Source organism: Micromonospora sp. L31, from assembly GCF_052068075.1.
GTDB classification, from domain to species: Bacteria; Actinomycetota; Actinomycetes; order Mycobacteriales; family Micromonosporaceae; genus Micromonospora; species Micromonospora purpureochromogenes.
In genome coordinates, this window is the sequence record NZ_JBQHDC010000003.1 from 629,149 (window position 1) to 642,180 (window position 13,032).

The window sequence follows — 13,032 nt, forward strand, 5'->3', positions numbered from 1 at the left end:
AGCATATGCCGACGACCCCGGAAACGTCCCACAGGACGCTTCCGGGGTCGTAGCGGTTTGCGACGGTTACTGGGCGGCCGGACGGGTCCGCTTGGTGGCCTTCGGCAGCTTCGCCGACGGGGTGGCGGCCGGCTTGGCGGCCCGCGCCCGGGTGGTCTTCGCGGTGGCCGGCTTGGCCTCGACGACCTCGGCCACCTCGGCCGGGGTGGGGATCTCCGCCTCGGCCGGTGCGGTGGCGGCCGTCGCGACCTCGTTCTTCACCTCGGCCGGGAGGGTGGCGTCGGTCGCCTCGATGTCGGCGTTAACGGTGTCGGCGGCCTCGAGCACGCCGGCACCGACGACGCGCTCGCCGCGGGCGATCAGCGCGCCGTACGCGGCCAGCGCGCGCTCCTGGGCGGCCTGCGCACCGACCAGCAGCGCGGCGGCGTTGCGGGTGGCGGCCTCGCGCAGCTTGTCCAGGTCGAGGTCGGCCGGGACGGCCTTCTCGCGCAGGCCGGTCGCGGTCAGGTTGGCGGTCTTGAAGGTCTCGGTGGCCTTCTGGCGCAGCTCGAAGCCGGTGACGACGGCCTTGCCGCCGATCTCGGTGACCACCTTGGTGCCGTCGGCGACGACCTTGGTGCCCAGCTCGCTCACCACGGTCGGGAGCTTGCGGAGCTGCTGGTACGCCAGCTCGCCGGCGCCGGCGGCGGCGTAGAGCGGGGCCGGGATGCGGTTGGTCTTCGGCTGGGTCATGACTTCTCCTCCTCGGCCGCTTCCGCGGCCTTGCTGTCGGGGGTGACGGGGGCGGGCGCGGGGCCCGCCTCGGTGACGGCGACCGATTCGAGGACGGCCTCGGTCGGGGTGCCGTCTCCGGTGGTGGGGCCGGTCGCGGCCGGCGTGACGGTGGCGGCCGCCCCGGTCGGCTCGGCCGGTGCGCTGGGTTCCGCCGCCGGGGTGGTCTCCGGGCCGGCCGCGGCGGTCGCCTCGGCGAGCCGGACGTTCTCCCGGCGGAAGGTCTCGTAGATCTGGGTGAGCGACTGCTTCTGCGCCATCGTCAGGTCGGGGTCGACGGCGATCGCCGCGAGCACCCCCTGACCCTCCTTGTCGTCGAGCAGCCCGGCGCGCAGGTACATCGCCGGGGTGGAGACCCGCAGCGCGCTGGCGAGCTGCTGGAGCACCTCGGCACTCGGCTTGCGCAGCCCGCGCTCGATCTGACTCAGGTACGGGTTGCTCACCCCGGCCTGCTCGGCGAGCTGGCGCAGCGAGATCTTGGCGTTCCGGCGCAGGTCACGGATGAATCCGCCGACGTCGGGTAGATCCTTGGGTGCGGCCATGGGCCCAACGGTAGTCCGCGGTGCTAACTAGAGCAAGCAAAGCGCTAGCCAGAGTTAGCAAGATAACAACAGGCGGTTGCGGACCGGGTGTCCGCTGCGTAGCTTGCACGCGTGACGATGATCGACATCAACGGTGCCCGGCTCGCCTACGACGACCTGGGCAGCGGCAGCCCGGTGCTCCTGCTGCACGCCGGCATCGCGGACCGGCGGATGTGGCGGCACCTGGCGCCCGCCCTCGCCGAACGGCACCGGGTGATCGCGCTCGACCTGCGCGGCTACGGCGACTCCGAGCTGCCGCCGGCGTCCTTCGCCCACCACGACGACGTGGTCGCGGTGCTGGACGCGCTGGGCATCGAGCGGGCCGCCCTGGTCGGCTGCTCGTTCGGCGGGGCGGTGGCGGTCGACACCGCGCTGGCGCACCCGCAGCGGGTCTCCGCCCTCGCGCTCTTCGGTTCGGCCGTCGCCGGTAACCAGTGGTCCGAGGAGGCCGAGCAGCTCTGGGAGAAGCTGGTCGGCGAGGTGGACCCGGAGGACTTCGCGGCGAGCGCGGCCGGCGAGGTGCGGTTCTGGGTGGTCGGCCCCGGCCGCCGCCCGGAGGACGTCGACCCGGGCCTGGTCGCCTTCGCCGAGGAGATGGACCAGCGGGCGCTCGCCGCCGAGCAGGCGCTCAGCGCGGTGGAGGTCGACGACCTCGACCCGCCGGCGATCGAACGCCTCGGTGAGCTGCGACTGCCCGTGCTGGTCACCGCCGGCGCCGCCGACGTCCCGGACATCTCCCGGCTCGCCGACCGGATCGCGGCCGAGGTGCCCGGCGCGGTGCGCCTGCCCGACGTGCCGGACGCCGCCCACCTGCTGCCGCTGGAGCGCCCGGAGGCGGTCGACGCCGCCCTGCGCGACTTCCTGCGCTGACCGGGCCGGGCCGGCCCCCGCACAGGCGTCGCGTGCCGGCCCTTCCGGCAGGCCGGAGAGCGGCGCGGCCTACCGTCCGGCCCACCCGGGCGTGTCGCGCTCGGCAGGATGTGTGGCCCATGAGCGTGATGCCTGTCAGGCATATTTATGCCTGACAGGTATCACGCCCACGGAAGTCTGCTGCCGGACGGGACTCACGCTCGTAGCGACACCGCGGCCGCCCGCACCACGAGACGTCGCGGTGCCGCCGGCCGCCCGCACCACGGCGCGTCACGGCGCCACCGGCTGCGACGCGCCACTGTCAGGCGGCGGGGCGCGGACCGGGCGTCACCAGGCGGCCCGCACGACCCCGACCGGCAGGCCGCCGCCGAGCAGCGGCAGCTCGGCGTACTCGGTCAGCACCGGGGCGTCGACGCCGAGCCGGCGCAGCGCGGAGACCAGCACCGGCATCCGGGCCCGCGCGGCGCCGTCGTCGATCTTGAGGGCGATCGCGCCCACGCCGGGCACGGCCGCGGCGATCACGCCCTCCGCGCCCACCTTGGCCAACGCCCCGGGTACGCCCCGCATCAGCCGGGTGTCCTCGGCCCGGGTCCCGCCGACCAGCTCCGGGTACGCCCGCATCGCGTCGGACACGGTCCGCTCCACCGACCCCGGCTCGGCGGAGACCAGCCGCAGGTACGCCCCGGCCAGCCCGGTCAGCGAGACGGCGAGCACCGGCGCGCCACAGCCGTCCACCCCGACGGCCGCCACCTCCTCGCCGGTGAACTCCTCGATGGTGGCGGTCAGCCGCTGCTGCAGGGGGTGCTCCGGCCGCCAGTAGCCGTCCAGCGGCCAGCCGGCCGCCACGCAGGTCAGCAGCATCCCGCTGTGCTTGCCGGAGCAGTTCATCTGCACCCGGGTCGGCCCGCCGCCGGCGCGCAGCACCGCCTCCCGGGCCGCCTCACCGACGGGCAGGTCGGGCGGGCAGTGCAGGGCCGAGCCGTCCAGCCCGGCCCGGGCCAGCAGCGCCGCCACCCGGGCCAGGTGGAACTCCTCGCCGGCGTGGCTGGCGGAGACCAGCGCCACGTCGGCCGGGTCGGTCAGCGGTAGGCCGGCGCGCAGCATCCCGATCGCCTGCATCGGCTTGCTCGCCGAGCGCGGGAAGATCGGCGAGGTGACGTCCCCCGCCCCGGCCACCGGTACGCCACCGGCGTCGAGCACCACCACCGAGCCGCGGTGCACGCCCTCCACGAAACCGGACCGGACCACCTCGACGAGCGGCACGCCGCCCTCGTACGTCTTTCCCACGAAGTGGACGGTACCGACGCCTCCGCAGGGCTCGGCAGCCGGGTGACCAGGGACGTCGGCGGTGGCCGTACAGGGGTGGGCGGCGGGGCCGGCCTTACAGGCCGAGCAGCGTGCGGGCCTCGGCGGTGGTCAGCGGCGGACGCTGGGCGAGCTGGGCGAACCCGACCGCCCGGGCGACCAGCTGCATGTTGGACTCGACCGGCTGGCCCTTGGCGTAGGTGACCGTGTCCTCCATGCCGACCCGCAGGTGGCCGCCGGCCGAGAGCGAGGCCAGCAGCACCGGGATGGTGCTGCGCCCGACGCCGGTGGCCGAGAAGGTGGCGCCCTCCGGCAGGTCACGCAGCGCCTGATGGGCGGCGACCAGCGCCTGGGTGGTGCCCGGCATGCCGCCCGGCACGCCCATCACGAAGTCGACGTGCACGTGGCCGCCGTGCGGCAGCCCGTACTTGCCGAGCAGCCGCTGCAGGGCGGTGAGGTGGCCCAGGTCGAAGATCTCGTACTCGGGGACGATGCCGCGCTCCTGCATCCGGGTGTGCAGGTCGACGATGAACTCCCACCGGTTGAGGAAGACGTCGTCGCCGAAGTTGAGCGTGCCCATGGTGCAGGAGGCCATGTCCGGCCCGGCTTCGAGCACGGCGAGCCGGGCGGACTCCGGGTCGGTCACCGCGCCGCCGGAGGAGAGCTGCACGATCAGGTCGGTGCTCTCCCGCAGCGCCGCCACGGTGTCCCGCAGCCGGCCCTGGTCCAGGGTCGGCCGCGCCTCGTCGTCGCGGATGTGGACGTGGATCACGGCGGCGCCGAGCGCCTCGCACTCCTTGGCCGTCAGCAGCAGCTCGTCGAGGGTCACCGGCAGCGCCGGCACCTCCGCCTTGGCCGACTCCGCGCCGGTGGGGGCAACCGTGATCAACGTCCCTGTGCTCATGCCCGGGATCCTAGCCGCCCCGGCCGGCTCCGGTCGACGGCCGGAGCCGGGAATGACGGAAGAATGGCGGGACCGCGCCCGGCGGGAAGGAAGACTTCCTGCAACGTGGGCGCGGGCCCGGCACCCTTACTCCCGGTCGATCGCCGCGGCGGTCTCCCCCACCAGCAGGGAGGCGTCGTCGCCGACGTTGCGTTTGACCACGGCGAGGGCGACCTGCCCCAGCTCGTAGTGGTGCACGGCGGTGCCGACGAAGCCGACCGCCCGGCCGTCCAGGATCACCGGCGTGCCGGCGGCCGGCGGCTGGTCGGTGGTGACCCCGTCCAGGTGCAGCAGTACGAGCCGGCGCGGCGGCTTGCCCAGGTTGTGCACCCGGGCCACCGTCTCCTGCCCCCGGTAGCAGCCCTTGTTCAGGTGCACCGCCGGGGCGATCAGACCCACCTCGGCGGGGATGGTCCGGTGGTCGGTGTCCACCCCGACCCGGGGCAGCCGGGCGGCCGCCCGCACCGCCTCGTACGCCCACAGCCCGGCCACCGGCACCCCGTTGCCGCGCAGCTCGGCCACGACCTGGTCCATGGCGGGCCGGGGCACCAGCAGATCCACGCCGAGCGGGCCCCGGCGGGCCCAGCCGCCGACGGGCAGCGGCCGCACGTCGTACACGGCGGTGGGCCGGGACGGCAGCTCGTCGGAGCGGAACTTCGGACCCGGCACCGCGACCACGTCGGGGTCGGCCAGCCCGGTGACGCCGAGCGCCGCGACGGCCGCGACCGCCTCCGGACCGACCAGCGAGAGCAGCGCGTGGTCGGCGGTCGCGTCGCGCGGCTCGACCCGGCTGAAGAACCGCATCTTCTCCAGGTACGACAGCAGCCCCTCGGTGGCGCCCGGCTCGGTGTCGAGCCAGGTGGTCTCGCCGTCCTCGGCGACCATCGCGTGCTGCTCCACGTGCCCGTGCGGGCTGAGCACCAGCAGCTCGGTGCCCTGCCAGGGCTTCAGCGCGTTGAGGTGCTGGCTGGTCAGCGTGTGCAGCCAACCGATCCGCTCCTCGCCGGGCACCGCGACCACGCCGCGGTGCGACCGGTCGACCAGGCCGACCCCGGTGGCCAGGGTGCGCTGCTCGCGCATCGGGTCCCCGTAGTGCGCGGCGACGCCCCGGACCCCGGCGGCGCGGTGCGCCGGCTCCGGCTGGTCGCGACTGGCCTCGTCGATGGCCTCGACGGCCACCGCGCCCGCGATGTCGATCATTTTGGTTCCCCGTCCTCGCAGTGGCCGCAGACGCCGAAGAGCGCCACGTGCCCGATGTCGACCCGGAACCCACGCTCGGCCACGAGCTGGTCGGCGAGGGGACGGAGCAGCTCGGGATCCATCTCGTCGATCGCCCCGCACTCGCGGCAGACCAGGTGGACGTGCTGGTGCTCACCCGCCGCGTGGTAGGTCGGCGACCCGTGCGACAGGTGGGTGTGGGTCACCAGCCCGAGCCGCTCCAGCAGCTCCAGGGTCCGGTAGATGGTGGTGATGTTGACGCCCGCGGCGACCTCCCGGACCGCCGTGTGCACCTGCTCCGGCGTGGCGTGCCCCAGGTCCAGCACGGCCTGGAGCACCAGCTGCCGCTGCGCCGTCAGCCGCAGCCCACGGGAGCGGAGCATTTCCGCGAGGGAGGATTCGGACACCGTCCGATCATAGTTCGGCGCCGGCCGGTCGTTCCGGCGCGGAAAGCTCCAGGCTCGCGGGAATGGCCCGGAAGGCGCGCGCGACCCGCTCGACGAGGGTCGGCAGCCCGCCCTGACCGCCGCCGTGCACCCAGGCCCGGGCGGCCAGGCGCCAGGCGGTGGTGGTGACCTCGGCGAGGACCTGGGGCCGGAGGTCCCCGGGAGGCAGCGCGAGCTTGCCGGCCAGCCGGTCGGTGATCCGCTGCTCGACCTCGGCGCGGTAGTGGGCGGCGTAGGCGAGCAGGGCGGGCGAGGTCAGCACGAGCCGCCGGGTGGCGACGTAGCGGTCCGCCCAGTCGGCTCCGAGCCCGGTGACCACCTCGCCCAGCAGGTCGCTCAGCTCGGTGAGGACGAGGCCGGACAGGGCGCGCCGCTCCAGGGCGGCCAGGTAGGCCGACCAGAGCTCCGCCTCCGCCTCGATGGCGGCGGCCTCCTTGGCCGGGAAGATCCGGAAGAAGCTGCTCCGGGACACCTCCACCGCGTCGACCAGTTCCTCCACCGTGGTGGCCTCGAAGCCCCGCTCGGTGAACATGCGCAGCGCGGCGTCGGCGAGCGCGCGCCGGGTCCGCAGCTTCTTGCGCTCCCGCAGCGGCAGGGCCCGGTCGGACGTCGAGGAGTCGGCGGTCATGGCGGCAATCTAGCCGCATCCCGACCGGGGAGAGACCTGACACCCTTAGAAACTTGTTGCCAAATGAGACTGCGTCTCAATATGCTCTGAGTATCGAAAGCATGGAGCGAACGAAGGAGCGACCGATGTCGACCACTCCCACCCTCAACGGCCAGGTCGTCGGCCTGGCCCACTACGCCACCCGCGCGGTCCTCGAAGGCGAGTTGGCCCCGACCGGCACGTCCTTCCCGCAGGCCCTGGCCCTCAACGCCGTCGCCAACGCCGGCGGGACGCTCGACCGCTCCCGGCTGGTGGACCGGATGACCAGCACCTTGAAGGTCGACGCGGCGGCGGTGCTGGCGACGATCGCCGAGTTGGCCGAGGCCGGCCTGGTGCGGGTGCTGCCGGCCGACGAAGCCCGGGTGGACCTGACCGACGCCGGCCGGGCCCGGCAGCGCCGGATCGCCGAGATCAGCGCCGGCATCGCCGGCCGGGTGTACGCGGACATCCCCGCCGCCGACCTGGCCGTCACCGCCCGCGTGCTGACCCTGGTCACCGAGCGGGCCAACGCCGAACTGGCCGCCGCGCGGGGTTGACCCGGGCAGGCGGGCGCGACCCGGCGCCCCGGCCACTGTCTAGGCTCGATGGTCATGGAGGCAACCAGGGTCGCCGTGCTCGGCCGGGGCGTCGTACCCGGTGGGGAGCCGGTGCTGCGCGGCGACGACCTCGGCGTGCTGCACGGCGACGGCCTCTTCGAGACGATGCACCTGCGGGGCGGGCGGCCCTGGCTGCGCGCGGCGCACCTGGCCCGGCTGCGGGCCGGCGCCGCCGCCGTGGAGCTGCCGCTGCCCGCCGAGGACGCCCTGGTCGAGTTGCTGGAGAGCGTGGCCGCCGGCTGGCCGGCGGAGGTGGAGGGCGCGCTCCGGCTGGTCTGCACCCGGGGCCCGGAGGGCGGCGGCCCGTCAACCGTCTACGCCACCCTCGGCGAGGTGCCGCCGTCCGCCCGACGGGCCCGACGGGACGGTGTCGGCGTGGCCACCCTGCCCCTCGGCGTGGCCGCGGCGGCCCGGCCGGAGCTGGGCTGGCTCCCCACCGGCGTCAAGTCCACCTCGTACGGGGTGAGCGGCGCCGCCCGGCGCTGGGCCGCCCGCAACGGGGTGGACGACGTGCTCTGGACCGCCACGGACGGGTACGTGCTGGAGGGGCCGAGCGCCAACGTGGTGTGGCTGGAGAGCGGGACGCTCTGCACCGTCCCGGCCGCCGCGACCGGCATCCTCCCCGGCACCACCTGCGCCTGGCTGCTCGCCCACGCCGGGGAGCTGGGCTTCGCCGCCGCCGAGCGGATGGCCACGCCGCGGCGGCTGGTCGAGGCCGACGGCGTCTGGTTCACCTCGTCGGTGCGCGGCCTGGCGGAGTTCCGCAGCCTCGACGCCACGCGCCTCCCCCGCTCCCCGCACACCCCGGCCCTCCAGGCCCTCCTGGCCCACCCCGTTCCCTGACCCCAGCCGGGTCCGGAACGCGGAGTTGTCGATCACCGCGGGTCCGGGGTGGGCGTGCCGGAGGGTGGGTCAGCCGGCCACGCGGATGAGGCGGGCAGAGAGGTGCGGCGAGAGGGGTTGGCCCATGCCGGCCATCTCCTGGGCGTAGAGCAGGGCGCCCTCGACGATGCCGAAGAGCCGGGCGCCGGCGGTGACCTCCTTGGCGGTGGAGGTCCGCACGACCGCGTCGGTGGCGAACTCGATCTGGGTGCCGCTGCGCTTGCCGATGTAGAGCTCCATGATCCCGGTGGGGCTCATCATCAGCGCCTCCAGCTCGTCGGTGGCCCGGTCGCCGCTGAGCACCGGCCGCCACCAGCCGACCTCACGCCCGGCGGGCCGCACCGGCCGGCTCTGCTCGTCGAGGATCCACGCCCGTGACTCGTAGAGCAGGAACGGCCGGCCGTCGTGGCTGATCCGGATCTCCTGGGCGAAGTCGAAGTCCTCGATGGTGGGGAAGCCACCCCGGCCGCGCCCCCGCCACACCCCGACGTACGGCAGCAGGCCGTCGAGCGCCGGGTGCAGCTTCGGGCCGACCCGCAGGTCGTGGCTCTCCTCGTACGGGTACTCCTCGACCGGCGGCGCGTTCAGCCACGGCGGCTGCAGCGGGTTCTCATCCGACGGGTTCGCGCTCACCAATTACCTCTCGATATGCGTACGGCAAGGTAGACCAGGCCACCGGCGAGCGCGCCGAGGCCCGCGACCAGCAGGCTGACGAACCCGATCTCGGTAACCATCATGGTCATCCTATGCTGGGCGTCATGGCCCGCACTCTCGTCGTCAAGGCCACCGCCGGGGCGGACGCCCCGGAGCGGTGCGCCCAGGCCTTCACGGTCGCCGCCACCGCCGCCGCAGCCGGGGTGGAGGTGTCGCTCTGGCTGACCGGCGAGTCGACCTGGTTCGTCCTCCCCGGTCGGGCGGAGCAGTTCGAGCTGCCGCACTCCGCGCCCCTGGCGGAGCTGCTGCACATCATCCTCACCACCGGTCGGGTCACCGCCTGCACCCAGTGCGCCGCCCGCCGGGACATCGGTCCCGGCGACGTGCTGCCCGGGGTACGCATCGCGGGCGCGGCCGTCTTCGTCGAGGAGGCGATGGCCGAGGGGGCCCAAGCGCTGGTCTACTGACCTACCCCCGGACGCTTATGTCCGATCTGCGCGGACTGCCGATAATGTCCCGGCTTGCCAGTCCGCTGCCTACCATTCGGTTGTGGACGAGGCGATAGAGGAGTTCTTCGCATCGCTGCCGGCGCGCGCCCCGGCGGTGCTGCGCACCCCGGTCAGCGGGACGATCCAGATCGACCTCACCACGGACAACCGCACCGAGCACTGGCTGGTCCAGCTGAGCCAGGGCGAAGTGGTCGTCACCCGGGCCCGCGGCCCCGCGGACGCGATCTGGAACAGCAGCAAGGACCTCTTCGAGCGGCTGGTCACCGGCCGGGCGCAGGGCGTCTCCGCGGTCCTGCGCAACGAGACCACCTTCAGCGGCAACGTCCTGCTCTTCCTCATCTTCCGCCGGTTCTTCCCCGACCCGCCCGGGACCCGGGACCCCCGGGAGACCGCCCGCGAGCAGGTCGGACGGTCGGGATGAGGCAGCCGGTCAGCATCCTCGACGGCAACACCTTCGTCGTCTGCGACCGCCGCGGCGACATCGAACCGTCGTTCGACTTCCCCACCGGGCTCTTCTCGTTCGACACCCGCTTCCTCGCCACCTGGCTGCTCACCCTCGACGGGGAGCGGCTGCACGCCCTGTCGATCGACGACTCGCAGTCCTACCGGACCCGGTACTTCCTGGTCCCCGGCGAGCCGACGCACTACCTCGACGCCAAGGTGTCGGTAATCCGCAGGCGGGCCATCGGCGGCAGCCTCGGCGAGGAACTCACCGTGCTCAACCACTCCGAGCGGGAGATGCGGTTCAACCTCCGGCTGGAGATGGGCTCCGACTTCGCCGACCTCTTCGAGATCAAACACAGGCGGACCAAGGCGGGCCGGACCACCGCAACCGTCGGCGAGAACGAACTGCGGTTGACCTACCGGCGGGAGGCGTTCCACCGGGAGACCGTGATCACCAGCAGCGCACCCGCCGAGGTGGACCCGGGCGGGATGACCTGGGCGATCCTCGTCGGCCCGCACGCCGAGTGGACGACCCGGCTGCACGTGTCGACGCTGATCTACGGCGCCCGCGGGGAGGACTTTCGCGCGACCACCCCGCTGCGCGGCGCCCGCAGCCCCGCCGCCATCCAGGCGGAGCAGCAGGAGCTGGTCGACAACGCGCCCAAACTGGGCTGCGACTGCGAGCCGCTGGCCGCGGCGTACCGGCAGAGCATCAGCGACCTCGCCGCGCTGCGCTACGAGTCGATCACCCTCCGCGTACGGCTGCTGGCGGCGGGTCTGCCCTGGTTCATGACGCTCTTCGGCCGGGACAGCATCCTCACCTCGCTCCAGGTGCTGCCGTTCCTGCCCGAGTTGGTCCCGCCGACCATCATGATGCTGGCCGGGTTGCAGGGTCACCGCCTGGACGACTTCCGCGACGAGGAACCGGGCAAGATCCTGCACGAGCTGCGCTACGGCGAGACGGCCGGCTTCGAGGAGCAGCCGCACTCGCCCTACTACGGCTCCGCCGACTCCACCCCGCTCTTCGTGATCCTGCTCGACGAGTACGAGCGGTGGACCGGCGACGCCGACCTGGTGCGGCAGCTGGAGTTCCCGGCCCGGGCGGCGTTGGCCTGGATCGACAGCTACGGCGACCTGCTCGGCACGGGCTACCTCTGGTACCGCACCCGCAACCCGGACACCGGCCTGCAGAACCAGTGCTGGAAGGACTCGTGGGACTCGATCTCCTACTCCGACGGCCGCTTGCCGGGCTTCCCCCGGGCCACCTGCGAACTCCAGGGGTACGCGTACGACGCGAAGCTGCGCGGCGCCCGGCTGGCCCGGCTGTTCTGGAACGACCCCGCCTACGCCGAGCGGCTGGAACGCGAGGCCGCCGCCCTCAAGGAGCGCTTCAACCGGGACTTCTGGATCCCCGAGCGCGAGTACTTCGCGCTCGCCCTCGACCCGGAGGGGCGGCACGTGGACGCGCTCTCCTCCAACATCGGGCACCTGCTGTGGAGCGGCATCGTGGACGAGTCCCGGGCCGAGCGGATCGCCCACCTCCTGCTCGACCCCCTGCTCTTCTCCGGCTGGGGGGTACGCACGCTCGCCAGCGACCAGGGGCGGTACAACCCGGTCGGCTACCACGTCGGGACGGTCTGGCCGTTCGACAACGCCTTCATCGCCTGGGGCCTCGCCCGGTACGGCTTCCGCGAAGAGGCCGGACGCATCTGCGAGAGCATGCTCAGCGCCTCCCGGTACTTCCACGGACGGCTCCCGGAGGCGTTCGCCGGCTACGACCGCCACCTCACCGAGTACCCGGTGCAGTACCCCACGGCGTGCAGTCCGCAGGCCTGGTCGGCCGGGACGCCCCTGCTGCTGCTGCGGGTGATGCTCGGGCTGGAGCCGCAGGGCGAGCACCTGATCATCGACCCGGCGGTGCCGGAGGGCATGGGCCGGGTGGAACTGCTGGACATCCCCGGCCGGTGGGGCCAGGTGGACGCCCTCGGCCGCAGCCGCACCCCGCACGACAGCCGGCACGACCGCTGACCTGCGCCGACGCCGAGGGATGAGCCAGCGCTGACCGCGCGGGCGTCGCGGGGACCAGCAGCGCCCGACCGCGCGGGTGCCGAGCGGGATCAGCAGCCGGTGGAGGCGGAGACCCGGACCTGCTCGCCGGTCGCGTCGGCCAGGACGACGGCCGTGCCGCGCCGGTAGGCGTACACCTCGGGGGTGTCCACCACCGCGTCGCCGGCGGCCAGCGGCTTCAGCCCCGCCAGCGGCGCCGGCGCGGACCCGGCGGCGACCCAGGCGGTCCGGGCGAGCCCGCCGCCGGGGCAGGGCGCGACGACCTGTTCCGGGGTGCCCGCCGGACGGCCGAGCGCGCGCAGCGCCTCGTCCAGGGCCGGCTCGCCGGCGTAGCCGGGAAGGAGTGTCGCGTATGCCACGTCGTCCGGGCGGCAACCGGTGTCCACCGTCAGCCGGACCCGGCCGGGGGTGACCACTCGGCCGTGCACCGCGACGAACTCACCGGCGTCGGCCCGCAGCCGGGGACCGTCGGAGCCGAGATGGACGCCGGCGCGCCAGTCCGCGGGGAGCCGTTTGGCGACGGCCTCCAGCAGCGCCCGTTCCCCGCCCTCGGCCACCACCACGTCCAGGTCCCGGGCCAGCGACGCGCCGTCGTCCATCGGGGTGACCCGACAGCCCCGGTCGAACCGCGGCACGGCCAACTGCCAGGCCCCGTCACCGGTGGCGGCGACCAGGCGGCCGACCGCCCGGTCGACCACCGGTACGGCCTCGGCGAGGGTGCGCTGCTCGCGCACGGTCGGCGGGTCGTGCCGCACGGACCACCAGGTCAGCGCGCCCAGCAGCACCGCCCAGAGCACGGTCACCGCCAGCAACCAGCGCGGCCACCCTCGGGTGGGCGCCGGCTCGGAAGGACCACTCGGCGGGGCCCACCCCGCCTGGACAGCACCGCTCACCCGCCCATCGTGTCACGCGCCCGCCGTCGGGCCGGCCGCCCCCTGCGGCGGAAGCCGGGCGGACGACCGGGGCCGGTCACCCCGGGTGGGGTGACCGGCCCCGGGCCGATCAGAGCGTGGGTCAGGCGACGGTCACGGAGACCTCGTTGATGCCCCGTCCGGCGGTCACGGCGGTGTCGCCGTTGC

At 74.1% G+C, this 13,032-nt stretch carries 16 protein-coding genes; 6 read left to right on the forward strand and 10 right to left on the reverse strand.

All coding sequences use genetic code 11. The features are described 5' to 3' along the window. Positions 1–66 precede the first annotated feature (66 nt). Both ACTMS9_RS12630 and ACTMS9_RS12635 read right to left on the reverse strand, forming a co-directional pair. The gene (locus tag ACTMS9_RS12630) at positions 67–732 is read right to left on the reverse strand and encodes a hypothetical protein (protein WP_441142122.1); all 666 of its coding nucleotides are present in this window, start codon (positions 730–732) and stop codon (positions 67–69) included. Continuing rightward, positions 729–1,313, reverse strand: a complete 585-nt coding sequence (locus ACTMS9_RS12635) for a helix-turn-helix domain-containing protein (protein ID WP_441164960.1) — start codon at positions 1,311–1,313, stop codon at positions 729–731. The genes ACTMS9_RS12630 and ACTMS9_RS12635 overlap by 4 nt, the downstream gene beginning before the upstream one ends. A 117-nt stretch (positions 1,314–1,430) precedes the next feature. Here ACTMS9_RS12635 and ACTMS9_RS12640 point away from each other — a divergent pair, with 117 nt between their 5' ends. Next, positions 1,431–2,222 (forward strand): alpha/beta fold hydrolase, encoded by a 792-nt coding sequence (locus ACTMS9_RS12640; RefSeq protein ID WP_441142605.1) that lies wholly within the window; start codon positions 1,431–1,433, stop codon positions 2,220–2,222. 327 nt (positions 2,223–2,549) lie between these two features. Here the strand turns inward: ACTMS9_RS12640 and ACTMS9_RS12645 are convergent, their stop codons facing one another. The 5 genes from ACTMS9_RS12645 to ACTMS9_RS12665 all read right to left on the reverse strand — a co-directional run bounded on the left by ACTMS9_RS12645 (position 2,550) and on the right by ACTMS9_RS12665 (position 6,762). Next, a complete protein-coding gene (locus ACTMS9_RS12645; protein ID WP_441164961.1) occupies positions 2,550–3,509 on the reverse strand; it encodes an asparaginase in 960 nt (319 codons plus the stop codon). Positions 3,510–3,603: 94 nt separating this feature from the next. Then, positions 3,604–4,431, reverse strand: a complete 828-nt coding sequence (locus ACTMS9_RS12650; protein ID WP_441142119.1) for a 3-keto-5-aminohexanoate cleavage protein — start codon at positions 4,429–4,431, stop codon at positions 3,604–3,606. A 126-nt stretch (positions 4,432–4,557) separates the two neighbouring features. Further along, positions 4,558–5,670: a CAF17-like 4Fe-4S cluster assembly/insertion protein YgfZ gene (gene ygfZ, locus ACTMS9_RS12655; RefSeq protein ID WP_441142118.1), complete on the reverse strand. Its 1,113-nt coding sequence runs from the start codon at positions 5,668–5,670 to the stop codon at positions 4,558–4,560. Continuing rightward, positions 5,667–6,071: a Fur family transcriptional regulator gene (locus ACTMS9_RS12660; protein WP_088960086.1), complete on the reverse strand. Its 405-nt coding sequence runs from the start codon at positions 6,069–6,071 to the stop codon at positions 5,667–5,669. Before ACTMS9_RS12660 ends, ygfZ begins: the two co-directional genes overlap by 4 nt. Before the next feature lie 31 nt (positions 6,072–6,102). Beyond that, complete coding sequence (locus ACTMS9_RS12665) at positions 6,103–6,762, reverse strand: TetR family transcriptional regulator (RefSeq protein ID WP_377605694.1); 660 nt, start codon at positions 6,760–6,762, stop codon at positions 6,103–6,105. Positions 6,763–6,887: 125 nt separating this feature from the next. Here ACTMS9_RS12665 and ACTMS9_RS12670 point away from each other — a divergent pair, with 125 nt between their 5' ends. Next, positions 6,888–7,337, forward strand: a complete 450-nt coding sequence (locus tag ACTMS9_RS12670) for a hypothetical protein (protein ID WP_441164962.1) — start codon at positions 6,888–6,890, stop codon at positions 7,335–7,337. A gap of 54 nt (positions 7,338–7,391) precedes the next feature. Then, the gene (locus ACTMS9_RS12675; protein ID WP_441164963.1) at positions 7,392–8,240 is read left to right on the forward strand and encodes an aminotransferase class IV; all 849 of its coding nucleotides are present in this window, start codon (positions 7,392–7,394) and stop codon (positions 8,238–8,240) included. A gap of 69 nt (positions 8,241–8,309) precedes the next feature. On the opposite strand, the gene ACTMS9_RS12680 is transcribed toward ACTMS9_RS12675, so the two are convergent. Beyond that, complete coding sequence (locus ACTMS9_RS12680) at positions 8,310–8,912, reverse strand: FABP family protein (RefSeq protein ID WP_441142115.1); 603 nt, start codon at positions 8,910–8,912, stop codon at positions 8,310–8,312. Continuing rightward, positions 8,909–9,013, reverse strand: a complete 105-nt coding sequence (mtfM, locus tag ACTMS9_RS12685) for a small membrane protein MtfM (protein WP_266320062.1) — start codon at positions 9,011–9,013, stop codon at positions 8,909–8,911. Before mtfM ends, ACTMS9_RS12680 begins: the two co-directional genes overlap by 4 nt. Before the next feature lie 12 nt (positions 9,014–9,025). On the opposite strand from mtfM, the gene ACTMS9_RS12690 reads away from it, so the two are divergent. The 3 genes from ACTMS9_RS12690 (at position 9,026) to ACTMS9_RS12700 (ending at position 11,914) form a co-directional block, all read left to right on the forward strand. Next, positions 9,026–9,400 carry a DsrE family protein gene (locus ACTMS9_RS12690; RefSeq protein ID WP_441142114.1) on the forward strand — a complete coding sequence of 125 codons (375 nt, stop codon included), beginning with the start codon at positions 9,026–9,028 and terminating at the stop codon, positions 9,398–9,400. Between the two features lie 82 nt (positions 9,401–9,482). Next, a complete protein-coding gene (locus ACTMS9_RS12695; RefSeq protein ID WP_441142113.1) occupies positions 9,483–9,863 on the forward strand; it encodes an SCP2 sterol-binding domain-containing protein in 381 nt (126 codons plus the stop codon). After that, positions 9,860–11,914, forward strand: coding sequence for an amylo-alpha-1,6-glucosidase (locus tag ACTMS9_RS12700; protein WP_441142112.1), 2,055 nt, complete (start codon positions 9,860–9,862; stop codon positions 11,912–11,914). Before ACTMS9_RS12695 ends, ACTMS9_RS12700 begins: the two co-directional genes overlap by 4 nt. Before the next feature lie 89 nt (positions 11,915–12,003). On the opposite strand, the gene ACTMS9_RS12705 is transcribed toward ACTMS9_RS12700, so the two are convergent. Further along, complete coding sequence (locus ACTMS9_RS12705) at positions 12,004–12,846, reverse strand: hypothetical protein (RefSeq protein WP_441142111.1); 843 nt, start codon at positions 12,844–12,846, stop codon at positions 12,004–12,006. Between the last annotated feature and the right edge of the window lie 186 nt (positions 12,847–13,032).